This window comes from Neisseria sp. HMSC056A03 (genome assembly GCF_001815685.1).
GTDB classification, from domain to species: Bacteria; Pseudomonadota; Gammaproteobacteria; order Burkholderiales; family Neisseriaceae; genus Neisseria; species Neisseria subflava.
This window is the reverse complement of sequence record NZ_KV821595.1, coordinates 1-15,641: the sequence shown is the minus strand read 5'-3', so window position 1 is coordinate 15,641 and position 15,641 is coordinate 1. Positions and strand designations below refer to the sequence as shown.

Sequence of the window (15,641 nt, the reverse complement as noted above, 5' to 3'; positions counted from 1 at the left end):
TCTGAATTGCTCTTTCAGACGGCCTTTTGAATTTGACTCTCGCTTGAATTTATATTGTTGTCTCTTGTTTTTTGGTATGATGTTTCTTTGATTCTTTATATATCAGCCTCGAGTTTGCTATGTCTGTCTATACCAGTGTTTCCGACGCTCAAATGCGTGATTTCCTACTGCAATATGATTTAGGAGATTTTGTTTCTTTGCAGGGGATTGCTCAAGGAATTACTAATAGTAATTATTTTTTAACTACTTCAACCGGTCGTTATGTATTGACTGTTTTTGAGGTTTTAAAATCAGAGGAACTGCCTTTCTTTTTAGAACTCAACCAGCATTTAAGTCTGAATGGTGTTGCCTGCGCTGCTCCGATTGCTCGTAAAGATGGCGGACTGCATTCTATTTTGGCCGGAAAACCGGCTTGTTTGGTTACTTGTTTGAATGGTTCAGATACTGGCTGGCCAACTGAAGCTCAATGTTTTCATACAGGTGCAATGCTGGCCAAAATGCATTTAGCCGGTCAAGACTTTCCTTTAAAAATGAAAAATCCTCGTTATGATGACTGGTGGCGCGATGCCTGCACTCAATTGCTGCCTGTTTTAGATTCTGAGGATGCTGCACTACTTCAATCTGAAATTGCTGCTTTAGATGAAAATCTAGGAGAGCATTTGCCCTCCGGTATTATCCATGCCGATTTATTTAAGGACAATGTATTGCTTAATGGAGATGAAGTTTCCGGCTTTATCGATTTCTATTATGCGTGTAACGGTAATTTCATGTACGACCTGGCAATTGCGGTTAACGATTGGGCGCGAACAGCTGATAACAAATTAGACCCCGTCCTTTATGATGCCTTTATTCATGGCTACGAAAGCGTACGTCCTTTATCTGATGAAGAACGCGCGTATTTCCCTACTGCACAAAGAGCCGGATGTATTCGTTTTTGGGTATCTCGCCTGCTCGATTTTCATTTCCCTCAATCAGGAGAAATGACGTTTATTAAAGATCCGAATGCATTTAGGGATCTGCTCTTGAGTCTTAAATAATATATAGAGAAAAGACCGTCTGAAATTCAGACGGCCTTTTCTCTAATGCCCTCCCCCGCCGGAACCGCTAAACGGAGGTCTTGCCAGCCAAATAATGGGGATCATGCTGATGAATATGATACTGCCTGCCAAGAAGATTTCATTTGAGCCAATAATAAAGCCTTGTTGGGAAATGGTGCTATCTATCGCCACCAAAGCCTGCTCCTTGCTCAGGCCATTGGCCATCATGCTTTGAATAGATTGGTTACTGATTGGGGACAATAAATTAACATGTTCGGTCAGTTGAGTATGGTGCAGAGCTTCGCGTCGTTCCCACATGGTGCTAACAACAGATACTCCGACACCGCCCATAAAGACACGCAAGAAGTTAGACAAGCTACTGGCCGAGGCAATTTGATTGCCTTTCATATGCGACAAGGTGATACTGGTCAAAGGCAGGAAGAACATGGCTACGCCTAAACCCTGCCAAAACTGTGGCCAAACAACGTTGCTCATATCCATACCGGCATAGAAATCGGTTCGCCAATGGAATGTGTAAGCAAACACCAAGAAGCTGGCGCTGACAAACAGGCGCATATCGACGCGATTGCCGAACTTACCGATAATCGGCGACAGAATAATCGGCAGGAAGCCCACCGGTGCAGCAGCCAGGCCTGCCCAAGTAGCGGTATAGCCAAGATTTGATTGCAGCACTAAAGGCAGCAGGGTCAATGTGCCCATATAGACCATAAAGCCCAACGATGTAGCAACGACGCCTATTGTGAAGTTTCTATTTTTAAACAATGACAAATCGACAATCGGGTATTTCTCGCCCAGCTCCCAAACAATAAAATATGTTAGGAACACCAAAGCGGTAACGCCCAAAACGATAATCTCTCCCGAGGCAAACCAGTCCAATTCCTTGCCTCTATCAAGCATCATTTGCAATGCGCCGATACCGACAATCATCAACACCAGCCCGACATAATCGATTGGCGCCCTGACGATTTCAGTTTCCCTGTGTCTAAGCTGCTTCCAAGCAATAGTTGCAGACAAAATCCCGATCGGGATATTGATAAAGAAAATCCATCCCCAATGCCAGTTGTCCGAGATCCAACCGCCCAAAATCGGCCCCAATACAGGGGCAACAACGACGGTCATTGCCCATAATGCCAGTGCCAATGTTCGTTTTTCAGGAGGATAAGAAGCCATCAACAGGCTTTGGGACAAAGGAATCAATGGCCCGGCGATAAAGCCTTGCAATACACGGAAAAAAACCAAGGCTTGAAGATTATGTGCCATACCGCACAGCCATGACGTTACGACAAACCCGATCACAGCGGCGATAAAGATTTTGACCTCGCCAAACCGCTTGGCCAAAAAACCTGTCAAGGGAACGGAAATGGCATTGGCTACGGCAAATGAGGTAATCACCCAAGTCCCCTGCGTGGTAGCCGCACCCAAATCCCCTGCAATAACAGGCACGGCGACGTTGGCGATGGTGCTGTCCAAGACTTCCATAAATACGGCCAAGCTGAGCGCCAAAGTTGCCAACACCAGCTTAAACCCTTGTAACGGCGGATAATTCATATTTATAAACTATAAGACAACCGCCAAAGCGGTCGATTGAAGAGAATCAATATTTCAGACGGCCTGAGCCTTCAATAAAAGACTCAGGCCGTCTGAAAAGATTATTTTGCGTATTGTTCGAAGATTTTATCGACTAAAGCATCGGCGGCTTTCCAATCCACACTTTCCGTTTCCGGCAAGGCAGTATTTCGTTCCGCTTCGGCAGTCATGGCTTTACCGCTGCCCTTCTCGGCAATATCGACTTTAACAGTCATCGACAAACCGACACGGAGCGGATTTTGTTGCAATTCTTTAGCATCCAAACTGATACGCACCGGCACACGTTGCACAACTTTAATCCAGTTGCCCGTTGCATTTTGCGCCGGCAGTAATGAGAACGCACTGCCCGTACCGGCCGATAAGCCCATTACCTTGCCATGGTAAACCACTTTACTGCCGTACAAATCGGCTGTCATTTCAACAGGCTGGCCGATTTTCATTTTGCGCAGTTGCGATTCTTTAAAGTTGGCATCCACCCACAATTCAGACAGAGGCACAACGGCCATCATCGGCGTACCTTGTACGATACGCTGGCCGACTTGGACATTGCGTTTGGCAATTTGGCCGCTAATCGGCGAACGGATTTGCGTACGTTGCAGATTCAGCCAGGCGTCTTTGATGTGGCTGATGGCCGTCTGAACTGCCGGTTGTTGGCGCAGAGGAATATTGTTGCCCAACGCTGCCTGAGCAGAAACTTCTTCCGCCTCAACCGCTTTCACTGCAGCCTGAGCCTGAACCACAGCGGCGCGGGCATGGCTGAGTTCTTCGCCGGAAACCGCTTCCGTACCCGCCAAAGATTCACGGCGGCGCAAATCGGCTTGTGCACGAGCCAAATCGGCTTTGCGCAACAACACTTGCGCTTTGGCTTTTGAATTGACCGCAGCTTGCTGCTTGTTTTGACGGATGGCCTGAATCAATTCATTTTGCGCGCGATCGTATGCCAGCTGAAAATCGCTGTCGTCCAAAGCCACCAATACATCGCCTTTTTTCACGACATCCGTATCGTCATACATGACTTTGCGCACCGTGCCGTTCACCTGCGGCGTAATCATCACCAAATGACCGGCCACATAAGCATCTTCCGTTTCTTCTTCATGCTGCCAAAACAGGAAATACGCCAAAGCAACTCCTGCTGCCGCAATAAGGAATAGAAGCGTAACGATAACCAAATTGCGTTTGCGATGCGTTTTAGCGCCGGAAGCGGCTACTTCCGGTTCTTTTTGGACATTATTTTTTTCTGATTGAGTATCCATAAGTCCCAACTTTAATTCTGCACATGTGATAACGATATTATTGTCTTGCTGGGCGCTGACTTATACCATCAGTCCCCAATACGCGCGTTTAACGCGCTAAAGATTCATATTCTATAGTTACACTCTATTCATTACAATAATTTCTTCCGGTAGCAAATGTAAATAAGGTAAGCAAAAGGCCGTCTGAAATTACTTTCAGACGGCCTACGTTTTGATAAAACATTTATTTCTTATTTAATTGAAAGCCTCCGCCCAACTGGGCATTGAGGTCACTCCAAGCTGTCAGATATTCTGCATGGTATTGAACCGCCGACATTTTTGTACGCGCAGCTTCGTCTTGTTTTTGCAAAGCGGTCAAGCCGTTATCCAAACCTGCACGAACACGTCCTTTCGCATTTTGTACAGATTTATCCGCGATATTGACCATCTTATTCCAAGTATCTTGTCGGCTCTTCAGGCTTTGATAGTCGACTACGGCATCTGCCGCCGAACGCATGGCGTTCAAAACGGTTTGGTCATACACGGCAACCTGCTCGTTATATTGGGCACGTTTGCCCGCCAATTTTGATTGCAGCGCCCCGGAAGTAAATAATGGCAGATTCAAAGCCGGAACGATGCCCAACATACCGGAAGTTCGTCCGCGAATCAGATTGAACGCATCAATGTGCGTCATACCTGCCAAAACTTTCAACTCGATATTTGGGTAAAACTCTGCTTCGGTCGATTTAACGATATGCCATTTCTCTTCAAGCAAAGCTTTTTGCGCCGCGATATCGGGGCGTGCCGCCAGCAAATCCGCTTCAATTCGGCTAACCGGCAATGACGGCACAGCCGCCATTTTTTCCGGAACCTGTCCATTCAATGCACCCGGTATACGGCCGGTCAATACAGCCAGACTGTTGCGGATTTTCTCATTTTTCTGAGTCCATGCCGATTTTTCAAGCTGCAATTGTTGTTGCGCCATTTCCAGAGCGTGCAAGGCATCGGCTGGAGCCAGCTGCGCTTTAACGCGTTGTTGCATCAGTTTCAATGCTTTATCCGCCAGCTCTATGCGCGTATCCAGCAAAGCCAGATGTTCTGTCGCCATCTGCCACGCAAAATATTGGGCGGCAACGGCGTGAGCCAACTCGGTGCGGATGTGATGAGCTTCATACACCGCAGCCCTGCTTTTTCCTAAAACAGCTTGAATCTGCTCTCGGTTTTTACCCCAAAAGTCGAAAATCAAACTGCCTTGTAAAGCTGCGTGCGCCAAAACCAATGTATGGTCGGTATCGACCATACCCGCCTGAGGTTTGGGTGAAACATAGGTACCAATACCGGTTACACCCAAGCCGACTTGCGGTTTGTTTGCGGCTCCTACAACTCCCAGCTGCGCCTGAGCCTGCTCAAACCTTGCCTTGACGACACGCAGATTGGTAGACGTCTGAATGGCGGAAGCAATCAAATTGTTTAATTTTTTATCTTTCAGCTTCATCCACCAGCCGTCTTGGGCAGTAGCGGCAGATTGGCCTTGCGGCAGCGGATAGGCTGTTGTCTCATCCAAAGGCGACTGTTTACCGAATGGCGCACATGCCGCCAACAGCGAAACAGCGGCAACGCATACGCTTGATTTGACCAAACCTAATTTCATACAGACTCCGTTTATGTGTGCCTGCCGCAGACCATCAGGCCGTCTGTTGTCAATTGCCCAAACGGTTCAACAGTTTACCTAATAGGTGTTGCAGCGTGTCATAATCCTCTTTCGTGAAATCTTCCCACGCCTGGCCGCTCTGACGGGCAATTTGCGGCCATACTTCGTGGATGAAGGTCTCACCCGAAGGGGTCAATTTTAGCACAATCTGACGGCGGTCTTTTTGATTGATATAACGCTCTACCCAGCCTCGTTCAACCATGTCGTCCGACAGGCGTGTCGCACTGGTGCGCGTCAAGTCCATCAGGTCGCTCAAGCGCGAAGGCAGGATTTCGCTGTTTGGGCTGACGTAAACCGCCATCAGGGAAAACCACAGGTTTTCATTGATGCCGAACGCTTTCAGGTTTTCGTTCAAATGGCTGCTCAAACGTTCGGTTACAATGCGCAACATGCGGGATACTTGGTTTTGCTGCTCTGGAAACTGCGGCAGACGGGTAGAAAGCAAACGCATTGCGTTGACTAATTCGGTTTGTGAAAAACTCATAAATCCTTCTTTCTGAGTGAATTATTTTATTCGATATCAATCAAAATAAAATATGATGTAATAATTTACTTTAAGATACCAATCACTTACTTTAAGACGTTATATTGATTCAGATGATTATTTTAGTGTATGAAAATCTGATAATCGGTTACATGCTCCTACTAAACGGGGTTTTCTATGCCTAAATCATGAAAATTCGACCATAAAAAGGTCGTCTGAAACCTTGATGACAACTTTCAGACGGCCTCCATAACGGATTAAAATAAGCTTTTCCACTTGTACCGGATTCAAACCATGAACACTTCCGCCTTTTTTCCCCATATCACCCTTATCGGCGTCGGTTTAATCGGCGGATCGTTCATGCTCGACCTCAAACGCTTGGGACTGGTGCAAACCGTTACCGGCATCGATACCAATGCCGACAACCTCAATTACGCACTCGAATGCGGCATCATTGACCATGCCTATCCGAATATTTGCGCCGAAAGCATTAGCAATGCCGATTTGGTTTTGATTGCCACGCCTGTCTCCGTCCTGCCTGACGTATGCCGCGACATCAAGCCCTTCTTAAAAGACACTGCCTGCGTTTCCGATGTCGGCAGCACCAAACAATCGGCACTCAATGCCTTCCGCACCCACTTATCCGACCGCCTGCCGCAATGTTTTGCTGCCCACCCGATAGCTGGATCGGATCAAAGCGGAGCAAAATCCGCGCGTTGCGGTTTGTTTCAAAACAGCCGCCTTATCATTACGCTACACGGCCAAGAGGCTTCAGACGGCCTGAGACGGCTGAAAAGCCTGTGGCAGGCAGTTGGTTCGCAAATTTCCACCATGAGCGCCGAAGAACACGACAATATTTTTGCCGCCGTTTCCCACTTGCCGCACTTGGCCGCCTTTGCCTATGTTCATGCTTTGGTTGACCATCCGCATGGCAAAGACTACCTCCCCTATGCCGCCACTGGCTTTCGCGACTTTACCCGCATCGCCTCCAGTCATCCTGCCGTTTGGACCGACATCTGCATGGCCAACAGCCCTGCTCTGCTCAAACTGACCAGCGATTTAAAAGAACAATTATCCAAATTGGAACAGCTCCTTTCAGACGGCAACAAAACCGAGCTTTACCGCTATTTTGAAGAAGCCGCACAAATGCGTAATGACTGGCTGAAAAACCGTTAAACCTGTTTTCAGACGGCCTGATACCTTCTCAGCTAAACTCTTCATCACAATAAAAAGGGCATCTGTTTAGATGCCCTTTTTTGATTTCTTACGACTTCAACGTTTCACTCAGTCTTTCAAACGGAACTCAGCCGCTCTGGCGTGCGCGGTCAAGCTTTCGCCATGCGCCAACACGCTGGCGGTTTTGCCCAACTTCTGCGCCCCTTGTTCTGAAACCTGAATCAGACTGGAGCGTTTTTGGAAGTCATATGTTCCCAAAGGAGAAGAGAAACGCGCCGTGCGGCTGGTCGGCAAAACGTGGTTGGGGCCTGCACAATAGTCGCCAAGGCTTTCACTGGTATAGCGTCCCATGAAAATCGCACCGGCGTGGCGGATTTTTTTCGCCCACTCTTGCGGATTTTCGACCGACAGTTCTAAGTGTTCGGGAGAAATATAGTTGGCGATTTCGCAGGCTTCGTCCAAATCTTTAGCTAAAATCATTGCGCCTCGGTTGCCCAATGAAGCTTCAATAATCGCACGGCGCGGCATGGTTTCAATCAAGCGGTTCATGGCCGTCTGAACTTCGTCCAAATACGTTTGAGAAGTACCAATCAAAATCGCTTGTGCAATTTCATCGTGTTCCGCCTGACTGAACAAATCCATGGCCACCCAATCGGCAGGCGTCGTACCATCAGCAATCACCAAAATTTCAGACGGCCCTGCCACCATATCAATACCGACCACGCCGAACACGCGTCGTTTTGCCGCAGCGACAAAAGCATTGCCCGGGCCGGTAATCTTATCGACTTGAAGCACAGATTCCGTACCATAAGCCAAAGCCGCAACCGCCTGCGCGCCGCCGACCGTAAACACTTTGGTTACACCGGCCACAAAAGCAGCTGCCAACACGATATCGTTGCGCTCGCCTTTCGGAGTGGGAACGACCATGATGATTTCTTTCACGCCGGCAACGTGGGCAGGCATGGCGTTCATGATGACGGAACTCGGATAAGCGGCTTTACCGCCCGGAACATAAATACCGACACGATCAAGCGGCGTAATCTGTTGACCCAAAAGCGTGCCGTCTTCATCTTCGTAAGTCCACGACTCCATTTTTTGGTGTTTATGGTAGCTTTCCACACGTCGCGCGGCCGTTTTCAAGGCCGTCTGAATGTTTTCGGGCAAACGCTCAAACGCAGACTGCAAATCGTCTTGCGTCAGGATTAAATCGTCGATAGTTTGAGCGGAGGTACCGTCAAAGCGGTTGGTGTATTCAATCAGCGCCGCATCGCCGCGTTTTTGAACATCGGCACAGATGTCGGCAACAATACGGTCGATTTCAGGGTTTTGCGCGGTTTCAAAAGCGAGTAACGCTTTGAGTTCGGCTTGAAAATCAGGGGATTGGGTGTCGAGTTTCTTCATGGTTTGCTCTCTTCCTTTTTTCGTTCCTATTGTTTTCAGACGGCCTCAGCCACACACATGCCGTCTGAACATTATCTTTTCAAAAAACCTTTTTTCTGCAAAAACGCCAACATATGCGGCCGCACAGGATTACCCAAGGTTTTGGCCAGCGATTCCTTCCAAGGTATCGGACTACCCTTGCGTAACTCATAATAATCCGCTACTGCCTGATTATAGGCTTCAACCGCCTCGGCATTCAGGCTCGGACAAGCGTTTTCGGCATAGACCATTTCCTTAGGTAGGCGCGGTTTGAGCGGCGGGTCTTGGTCGGGATAACCGAGACACAATCCCACCAAAGGCACGCAATAATCCGGCAGGTTCAACACATCCGACACTTTTTGCGCATTATTGCGCAACGCGCCGATATACACGCCACCCAACCCAAGCGATTCGGCGGCAAGCAATACGTTTTGCGCCATAATGCCTGCATCGACCGCGCCAATCAGGGTTACTTCCGCCCAATCAATTTGCGCATCGGGAAACATCGCCTTGTGTTTGGAAAAATCGATGCAAAACAATAAAAATTCCGCACAATGGACAATATAAGGGGCGCTTCCTGCCGCTTCATGTATCCCCTGCCTCAGCGCAAGGTCGGATACGCGGATGATGGAAACGCATTGCAGATTGTTGGAAGTCGAAGCCTGCTGTCCGGCGCGAACCAGCGTATCGAGAATTTCATCGGCAATCGGTTCGGAAGTAAACCTGCGGATGGAACGATGGGAAAGAATCGTATCGAGTGTCGGTTTGCTTTGCATCATGACGGGGCTTTCAAACTGGGTTGGCAGACAGGTTTTGCCAAAAACTTTTCAGACGGCCTTAGCGGCATTTTCAAATGCCTGAATAATCGGATTCAACAGCGCATATTTGGTTTTCAAGGCCGCTTTGTTGACCACCAAGCGGCTGGAAATATCAGCCACATGTTCTACAGCTTCCAAACCATTGGCCTTCAATGTATTGCCGCTGGAAACCAAATCGACAATCGCGTCGCTCAGCCCGACCAAAGGCGCAAGCTCCATCGAACCGTACAGTTTGATGATGTCCACATGCACACCCTTGTCGGCAAAGTGTTCGGCGGCGATGTCGGGATATTTGGTGGCAATCCGCAAGCGGCTGCCGGGTTTGGAAGCGGCGGCGTAATCAAAACCTTTTTTAACTGCAACCATCATGCGGCATGAGGCGATGTGCAAATCCAAAGGTTGATACAGGCCATCTCCGCCATGCTCGATCAACACATCCTTACCGGCAATACCGAAATCCGCCGCACCATATTGCACATAAGTCGGCACATCGGTCGCGCGCACAATCACCAAACGGATATTGTCATGATTCGTACCAATAATCAGCTTGCGCGATTTTTCCGGCTCTTCTGCAGGCACAATACCGGCGGCGGCCAACAGCGGCAGGGTTTCCTCAAAAATTCGCCCCTTGGATAAAGCAATCGTTAAAAGTGTGTCGGTCATTTTTTTATTCTCCTTTGCCGTATCAAAAACAAGAAGGCCGTCTGAAATCCACAACCCATTTCAGACGGCCTCAACTACGTTTTTACAATAAAGTTTTCACATCAGCCGCAATCGTTTCCGGCTCGCTGCCATAAGGCGAGAAAATCGCCACTTCACCGTTTTTATCAATCAAATATGCACCTGAAGAGTGGTCGACCAAATAGTTTTCGCTGTCTTCTTTTTGGTTGACTTTAGCCGATACCACACGGTATTGCTGTTTGATGACAGGCAGGCTTTGATCGCCGGTAGCCGTCAGACCGATAAAGTCAGGGTTGAACTGTTTGACGTATTTGCCGATTACTTCAGGCGTATCGCGCTCGGGGTCGATGCTGACAAATACTACTTTCACGTCTTTAGCCTGATCGCCCAATTGTTTCAACGTGTCGCTGTAAGTCAGCAACTCGGTTGGGCATACGTCAGGACAGTGGGTATAACCGAAAGACAGGATGACCACTTTGCCTTTCAAATCGCTCAGGCTGAAAGGTTTGCCGTCGCCATCGGTCAATGTGAAATCGCCGCCAATGTCTTCTTTGCGCATATCGGTACCGCGAGCTTGCACTTTGGGCGCAGACTCACCGGAAGCAGCAGGCGCAGCAGAAGCGGCAGGTGTCGAAGAAGCCTCTTTGGCCTCCTCTTTAGGCTGACAAGCAGCTAGAGCAGCCAACGCAAAAGCACTGAGTAGGAAAGTTCGTGTAACGGAAAGCATAAATTTTCTCCAAAACCGTTTCAAATAAGTGCGGCCAAATAACTGCCCGGCCGATATAAAAACAAAACATCTTCATATTAACGCGTTTGACACATTAAATATAGCCCTTTTTGCAGGTAAATACTGCTTTTTTTGTTTTAAAATCTGCCTTCCATTTAGATAACCATCAAACACAAAAAGTTTAATTTATTAAAAATCAAACAAATATAAAAATAATCCAATTTTTTTTCAATTACTGCTTTACAAGATTTGAGAACTCGCTATAATGACGACTTCTTCGCTAGCCCAGGTGGCGAAATTGGTAGACGCAGGGGACTCAAAATCCCCCGCCGCAAGGTGTGTCGGTTCGAGTCCGACCCTGGGCACCAAATTAAAAAAACCTCTTGATTCAGTCAAGAGGTTTTTTGCTATTTATCATTTGCAAAAACCTTCTCCTTACTCAAACTGTCAACAATCCACCCACATCAAACTCAATAAAACTGTTTTTTTATTTCTTTAAAATCAAAAGATAATCTATTTTTACTCCTTAAACGTTAAAAGATGAAAGATTTTGTCTTGCTTGTACAGTCGGATTGCGTTATCGTTTCTACTCTTTTTCACAAACTCTGTGTTTCTTCCCAATTGCTTGGATAGTCTGACTGTCATCGTATTCCCTCAGTGCGCGTACCCTAAATCGCTGCTTGGTGGAATTGCATTACAGGTGCTGTGGTGAGGCGGATTGTTCCTATTGGTTTGAAACCATATAAAAGAGGTCAATATGCAATTATCTGGCGCACAAATCATCGTGCAAAGTCTCAAAGCCGAAGGTGTCGAGTATGTATTCGGCTATCCGGGCGGCGCGGTTATCGAAATCTACGATGCCCTTTTCCAACTCAATAAATTCAAGCATATCCTGGTTCGCCACGAGCAGGCGGCCGTACATGCGGCAGATGCTTATGCCCGTGTCAGCGGCAAAGTCGGCGTTGCCTTGGTGACTTCCGGCCCAGGCGTGACCAATGCGCTGACCGGTATCGCCACTGCTTACAGCGACTCCATTCCGTTGGTAGTCATCAGCGGCCAGGTGGGCAACTCCCTTATCGGGACAGACGCATTCCAAGAAGTGGATACAGTCGGCATTACCCGCCCTTGTGTCAAACACAATTTCTTGGTAACCAATATCGCTGAGTTGGCAGACACCATCAAAAAAGCTTTCCAAATCGCCGCAAGCGGCCGTCCGGGTCCCGTTGTTGTTGATGTTCCTAAAGATGTCACCCAAGCGATGGCTAAATTCAGCTATCCGCAAGAAGACATCTTCATCCGCTCTTACCAACCGGTTGTACAAGGCCACATCGGTCAAATCAAAAAAGCCGTACAAATGCTGGCTTCCGCCAAACGCCCTATTGTTTACTTTGGCGGCGGTGTGGTTTTGGGCAATGCCTCTGAGGAAATGACCAAATTTGTCCGCATGATCGGCGCTCCTTGTACCGGTACATTGATGGGCTTGGGTGCATACCCTTCCAGCGACCGCCAATTCTTGGGCATGCTGGGCATGCACGGCACTTACGAAGCCAACCTTGCCATGCAGAATGCAGACGTTGTACTGGCAATCGGTGCGCGCTTCGATGACCGCGTGATTTCCGTACCTTCCAAATTCTTTGAAAAAGCCAAAAAAATTATTCATATTGACGTTGACCCGTCCAGCATTGCCAAACGCGTCAAAGTGGATATCCCGATTGTCGGCGACGTAAAAAACGTATTGTCTGAAATGATTCAATTGTGGGGCAAGCAAGAATCTGCACCTGCAGCCGACTCATTGGATAAATGGTGGAAAAGCATTGAAGAATGGCGTTCGCGCAACTGCCTGTGGTTTGATAATGAAAGCGAAATCATCAAACCGCAATACGTCATTCAAAAACTAGCCGAAATCACCAATAATTCTGCCATCATCACCTCCGACGTCGGTCAACACCAAATGTTTACCGCTCAATATTACCCATTCGAGCGTCCTCGCCAATGGCTCAATTCCGGCGGTTTAGGCACAATGGGCGTCGGCTTGCCATATGCCATCGGTGCGAAACTGGCTGCTCCTGATCAAGATGTATTCTGTATCACCGGCGAAGGCTCGATTCAGATGAACATCCAAGAGCTGTCAACCTGCTTCCAATACCGCGTTCCGGTTAACGTCGTTACCCTGAACAACGGCTACCTCGGCATGGTCCGCCAATGGCAAGAACTTTATTACGGCAACCGTGAATCAGAAACCTATTTCGATTCATTGCCTGATTTTGTCAAACTGGCTGAAGCCTACGGCCATATCGGTATCCGTGTGGACAAGAAATCCGATGTCGAAGGCGCGTTGCTGGAAGCATTAAACCAAAAAGACCGTCTGGTATTCCTCGATTTCTTGACCGACAAGAAACAAAACGTACTGCCTATGGTCGGCAACGGCAAAGGCTTGGACGAGATGGTTCTGCCGCCGCATATGCGCGAAACATTGTCAGCGTAAGGAGAGAAAAATGCGACATATCTTATCTATTCTGATGGAAAACGAATCAGGTGCGATGAGCCGTGTGGTAGGTTTGTTCTCCGCACGCGATTACAATATCGACTCCTTGGCTGTTGCACCAACCGAAGACAAAACCTTGTCTCGCATGACCATCGTTACCCATGGCGACGAACACGTTATCGAGCAAATTACCAAACAGCTCAACAAACTGATTGAAGTTATCAAAGTGGTCGATTTGAACGAAAGCCGTTTTGTCGAACGCGAGCTGATGTTGGTAAAAGTCCGCGCCGTAGGTAAAGACCGTGACGAATTCCTGCGATTGACCGAAATCTACCGTGGCAGCGTCATTGACGTAACAGACCGCAGCTACACCATCGAAATCACAGGTTCTACCGAAAAACTCGACTCTTTCCTCGAAACAGTCGGTCGTGCTCAAATTTTGGAAACCGTACGCACAGGCGCAGCCGGTATCGGTCGTGGCGAGCGTATTTTGAAAATTTAACGCTGTATCGTTCAGACGGCCTTTTACTTTCAACAAAGGCCGTCTGAAAAACAGCAGGAGACAAACATGTCAAGCATCCAAATCGTTGCATTAGTTACCGTCAAACCCGAATACACCGAGGCTCTGGCTGCTCAGTTTAAAGAATTGGTCAAAGCCAGCCGTGCAGAAGAAGGCAACATCAGCTACGACCTGCACCAAGAAATCGGCAAACCCAACCGTTTCGTATTCGTAGAAAGCTGGAAATCCCAAGCAGCTATTGACGAACACAATGCCAGCGAACATTTCCAAAACTTCGTCAAATCCATCGAAGGAAAAACCGAAGCATTGGAAATCGTCTTGATGAACCAAGTCCCCGCTTAAGCCCCTATTACTTTTAACTCAACCCGGATTATCCGGAACCCTCTTACACTAAGGAAATAAAATGCAAGTTTATTACGATAAAGACGCTGACCTTTCTCTGATCAAAGGCAAAACCGTTGCCATCATCGGTTACGGTTCACAAGGTCACGCACACGCAGCAAACCTGAAAGATTCCGGCGTAAATGTCGTCATCGGTCTGCGCCAAGGCGGCTCTTGGAAAAAAGCCGAAGCAGCCGGCCACGACGTGCGTACCGTTGCTGAAGCAACCAAAGCAGCCGACGTTGTTATGATTCTGTTGCCTGACGAAAACCAACCTATCGTATACAAAAACGAAATCGAGCCTAACTTGAAAGAAGGCGCAGTATTGGCGTTCGCTCACGGCTTCAACGTACACTACAACCAAATCGTACCTCGCGCCGACCTCGACGTTATCATGGTTGCCCCTAAAGGCCCAGGCCACACCGTACGCAGCGAATTCCTGAAAGGCGGCGGCGTACCTTCCCTGATCGCCGTTTACCAAGATAAAAGCGGCAAAGCCCGCGACATCGCCCTGTCTTACGCAGCAGCCAACGGCGGCACCAAAGGCGGCGTGATTGAAACCAACTTCCGCGAAGAAACCGAAACCGACCTCTTCGGCGAACAAGCCGTATTGTGCGGCGGTGTGGTCGAGTTGATTAAAACCGGCTTTGAAACCCTGACCGAAGCAGGCTACGCGCCCGAAATGGCCTATTTCGAGTGTCTGCACGAAATGAAGCTCATCGTTGACCTGATTTACGAAGGCGGCATCGCCAACATGAACTACTCCATTTCCAACAACGCGGAGTACGGCGAATACGTTACCGGCGTGGAAGTTATCAACGACAAATCGCGCGAGGCCATGCGCAACGCCTTGAAACGCATCCAAACCGGCGAATACGCCAAAATGTTCATCCAAGAAGGTGCCGTCAACTACGCCAGCATGACTGCCCGCCGCCGCCTGACTGCCGACCACCAAATCGAAAAAGTTGGCGCACAACTGCGTTCTATGATGCCTTGGATCGCTAAAAACAAACTGGTTGACCAAGACAAAAACTAATCTGTCTTTCAAACAAATGAAACCTGCCTGATTACTCAGGCAGGTTTTTATAATTTTAAAACCCAATACACTATAAATCTCACTCAACAAGGCCGTCTGAAGACAATATAAACGACATTTAAACTCCAACCTCAATGCCGTCTTTTATGATTCTCCTAAAATTTCCTTTTAAAAAAACATATTACGAAATAAACGACTATTTTCCATACCTACTCTGTCTGCAAAAAACAACGTTTCCCAACAAAATACGCCTAAAACAAGAGGAAAATTTGTTTTCTTAAGCCATAACCTGTAGAAAAACGTTGCGTTGTTTACACCACAGGTTG

General features: G+C 48.0%; 14 protein-coding genes and 1 tRNA gene. 7 read left to right on the top strand and 8 right to left on the bottom strand.

Going from position 1 to position 15,641, the window contains the following annotated elements; translation table 11 throughout:
• The first annotated feature begins 119 nt into the window (after positions 1-119).
• Positions 120-1,037, top strand: coding sequence for a homoserine kinase (thrB, locus tag HMPREF3052_RS02465; protein WP_070748291.1), 918 nt, complete (start codon positions 120-122; stop codon positions 1,035-1,037).
• A gap of 42 nt (positions 1,038-1,079) precedes the next feature.
• On the opposite strand, the gene HMPREF3052_RS02460 is transcribed toward thrB, so the two are convergent.
• From HMPREF3052_RS02460 to HMPREF3052_RS02445, 4 genes are all read right to left on the bottom strand, one after another.
• Positions 1,080-2,606, bottom strand: coding sequence for a DHA2 family efflux MFS transporter permease subunit (locus tag HMPREF3052_RS02460; RefSeq protein WP_070748289.1), 1,527 nt, complete (start codon positions 2,604-2,606; stop codon positions 1,080-1,082).
• A 101-nt stretch (positions 2,607-2,707) separates the two neighbouring features.
• Positions 2,708-3,898: an HlyD/EmrA/EmrK family protein gene (locus tag HMPREF3052_RS02455; RefSeq protein ID WP_070748287.1), complete on the bottom strand. Its 1,191-nt coding sequence runs from the start codon at positions 3,896-3,898 to the stop codon at positions 2,708-2,710.
• A 223-nt stretch (positions 3,899-4,121) separates the two neighbouring features.
• Positions 4,122-5,528: an efflux transporter outer membrane subunit gene (locus HMPREF3052_RS02450; protein ID WP_070748285.1), complete on the bottom strand. Its 1,407-nt coding sequence runs from the start codon at positions 5,526-5,528 to the stop codon at positions 4,122-4,124.
• A gap of 49 nt (positions 5,529-5,577) precedes the next feature.
• Positions 5,578-6,072, bottom strand: coding sequence for a MarR family transcriptional regulator (locus HMPREF3052_RS02445; protein ID WP_004521040.1), 495 nt, complete (start codon positions 6,070-6,072; stop codon positions 5,578-5,580).
• A 294-nt stretch (positions 6,073-6,366) separates the two neighbouring features.
• Between HMPREF3052_RS02445 and HMPREF3052_RS02440 the strand changes: the two genes are divergently transcribed.
• The gene (locus HMPREF3052_RS02440; RefSeq protein ID WP_049329579.1) at positions 6,367-7,248 is read left to right on the top strand and encodes a prephenate dehydrogenase; all 882 of its coding nucleotides are present in this window, start codon (positions 6,367-6,369) and stop codon (positions 7,246-7,248) included.
• A 108-nt stretch (positions 7,249-7,356) separates the two neighbouring features.
• Here HMPREF3052_RS02440 and hisD read toward each other — a convergent pair whose 3' ends face one another.
• The 4 genes from hisD to HMPREF3052_RS02420 form a co-directional block, all read right to left on the bottom strand.
• A complete protein-coding gene (gene hisD, locus HMPREF3052_RS02435) occupies positions 7,357-8,649 on the bottom strand; it encodes a histidinol dehydrogenase (protein ID WP_070748283.1) in 1,293 nt (430 codons plus the stop codon).
• Between the two features lie 71 nt (positions 8,650-8,720).
• Positions 8,721-9,446, bottom strand: coding sequence for an oxygen-insensitive NADPH nitroreductase (gene nfsA / locus HMPREF3052_RS02430; RefSeq protein ID WP_070748281.1), 726 nt, complete (start codon positions 9,444-9,446; stop codon positions 8,721-8,723).
• Between the two features lie 48 nt (positions 9,447-9,494).
• A complete protein-coding gene (hisG, locus tag HMPREF3052_RS02425; protein ID WP_036473098.1) occupies positions 9,495-10,148 on the bottom strand; it encodes an ATP phosphoribosyltransferase in 654 nt (217 codons plus the stop codon).
• A gap of 82 nt (positions 10,149-10,230) precedes the next feature.
• Positions 10,231-10,893, bottom strand: a complete 663-nt coding sequence (locus tag HMPREF3052_RS02420; RefSeq protein ID WP_070748279.1) for an SCO family protein — start codon at positions 10,891-10,893, stop codon at positions 10,231-10,233.
• A 283-nt stretch (positions 10,894-11,176) separates the two neighbouring features.
• Here HMPREF3052_RS02420 and HMPREF3052_RS02415 point away from each other — a divergent pair.
• From HMPREF3052_RS02415 to ilvC, 5 genes are all read left to right on the top strand, one after another.
• A tRNA-Leu gene (locus HMPREF3052_RS02415) sits at positions 11,177-11,261 on the top strand.
• 389 nt (positions 11,262-11,650) lie between these two features.
• The gene (ilvB, locus tag HMPREF3052_RS02410) at positions 11,651-13,378 is read left to right on the top strand and encodes a biosynthetic-type acetolactate synthase large subunit (RefSeq protein ID WP_003680037.1); all 1,728 of its coding nucleotides are present in this window, start codon (positions 11,651-11,653) and stop codon (positions 13,376-13,378) included.
• Positions 13,379-13,388: 10 nt separating this feature from the next.
• The gene (gene ilvN / locus HMPREF3052_RS02405; protein WP_003685820.1) at positions 13,389-13,880 is read left to right on the top strand and encodes an acetolactate synthase small subunit; all 492 of its coding nucleotides are present in this window, start codon (positions 13,389-13,391) and stop codon (positions 13,878-13,880) included.
• A gap of 66 nt (positions 13,881-13,946) precedes the next feature.
• Entirely contained in the window at positions 13,947-14,240 is a 294-nt protein-coding gene (locus HMPREF3052_RS02400) for a putative quinol monooxygenase (protein WP_070583491.1), read from the top strand.
• Positions 14,241-14,301: 61 nt separating this feature from the next.
• The gene (ilvC, locus tag HMPREF3052_RS02395) at positions 14,302-15,315 is read left to right on the top strand and encodes a ketol-acid reductoisomerase (RefSeq protein ID WP_004521030.1); all 1,014 of its coding nucleotides are present in this window, start codon (positions 14,302-14,304) and stop codon (positions 15,313-15,315) included.
• Positions 15,316-15,641: the final 326 nt, after the last annotated feature.

What these genes read in the sequence shown, in the direction of transcription:
- thrB (WP_070748291.1), top strand. Translation starts at nt 120, where the DNA reads ATGTCTGTCTATACCAGTGTTTCCGACGCTCAAATGCGTGATTTCCTA.
- HMPREF3052_RS02460 (WP_070748289.1), bottom strand. Translation starts at nt 2,606, where the DNA reads ATGAATTATCCGCCGTTACAAGGGTTTAAGCTGGTGTTGGCAACTTTG.
- HMPREF3052_RS02455 (WP_070748287.1), bottom strand. Translation starts at nt 3,898, where the DNA reads ATGGATACTCAATCAGAAAAAAATAATGTCCAAAAAGAACCGGAAGTA.
- HMPREF3052_RS02450 (WP_070748285.1), bottom strand. Translation starts at nt 5,528, where the DNA reads ATGAAATTAGGTTTGGTCAAATCAAGCGTATGCGTTGCCGCTGTTTCG.
- HMPREF3052_RS02445 (WP_004521040.1), bottom strand. Translation starts at nt 6,072, where the DNA reads ATGAGTTTTTCACAAACCGAATTAGTCAACGCAATGCGTTTGCTTTCT.
- HMPREF3052_RS02440 (WP_049329579.1), top strand. Translation starts at nt 6,367, where the DNA reads ATGAACACTTCCGCCTTTTTTCCCCATATCACCCTTATCGGCGTCGGT.
- hisD (WP_070748283.1), bottom strand. Translation starts at nt 8,649, where the DNA reads ATGAAGAAACTCGACACCCAATCCCCTGATTTTCAAGCCGAACTCAAA.
- nfsA (WP_070748281.1), bottom strand. Translation starts at nt 9,446, where the DNA reads ATGATGCAAAGCAAACCGACACTCGATACGATTCTTTCCCATCGTTCC.
- hisG (WP_036473098.1), bottom strand. Translation starts at nt 10,148, where the DNA reads ATGACCGACACACTTTTAACGATTGCTTTATCCAAGGGGCGAATTTTT.
- HMPREF3052_RS02420 (WP_070748279.1), bottom strand. Translation starts at nt 10,893, where the DNA reads ATGCTTTCCGTTACACGAACTTTCCTACTCAGTGCTTTTGCGTTGGCT.
- ilvB (WP_003680037.1), top strand. Translation starts at nt 11,651, where the DNA reads ATGCAATTATCTGGCGCACAAATCATCGTGCAAAGTCTCAAAGCCGAA.
- ilvN (WP_003685820.1), top strand. Translation starts at nt 13,389, where the DNA reads ATGCGACATATCTTATCTATTCTGATGGAAAACGAATCAGGTGCGATG.
- HMPREF3052_RS02400 (WP_070583491.1), top strand. Translation starts at nt 13,947, where the DNA reads ATGTCAAGCATCCAAATCGTTGCATTAGTTACCGTCAAACCCGAATAC.
- ilvC (WP_004521030.1), top strand. Translation starts at nt 14,302, where the DNA reads ATGCAAGTTTATTACGATAAAGACGCTGACCTTTCTCTGATCAAAGGC.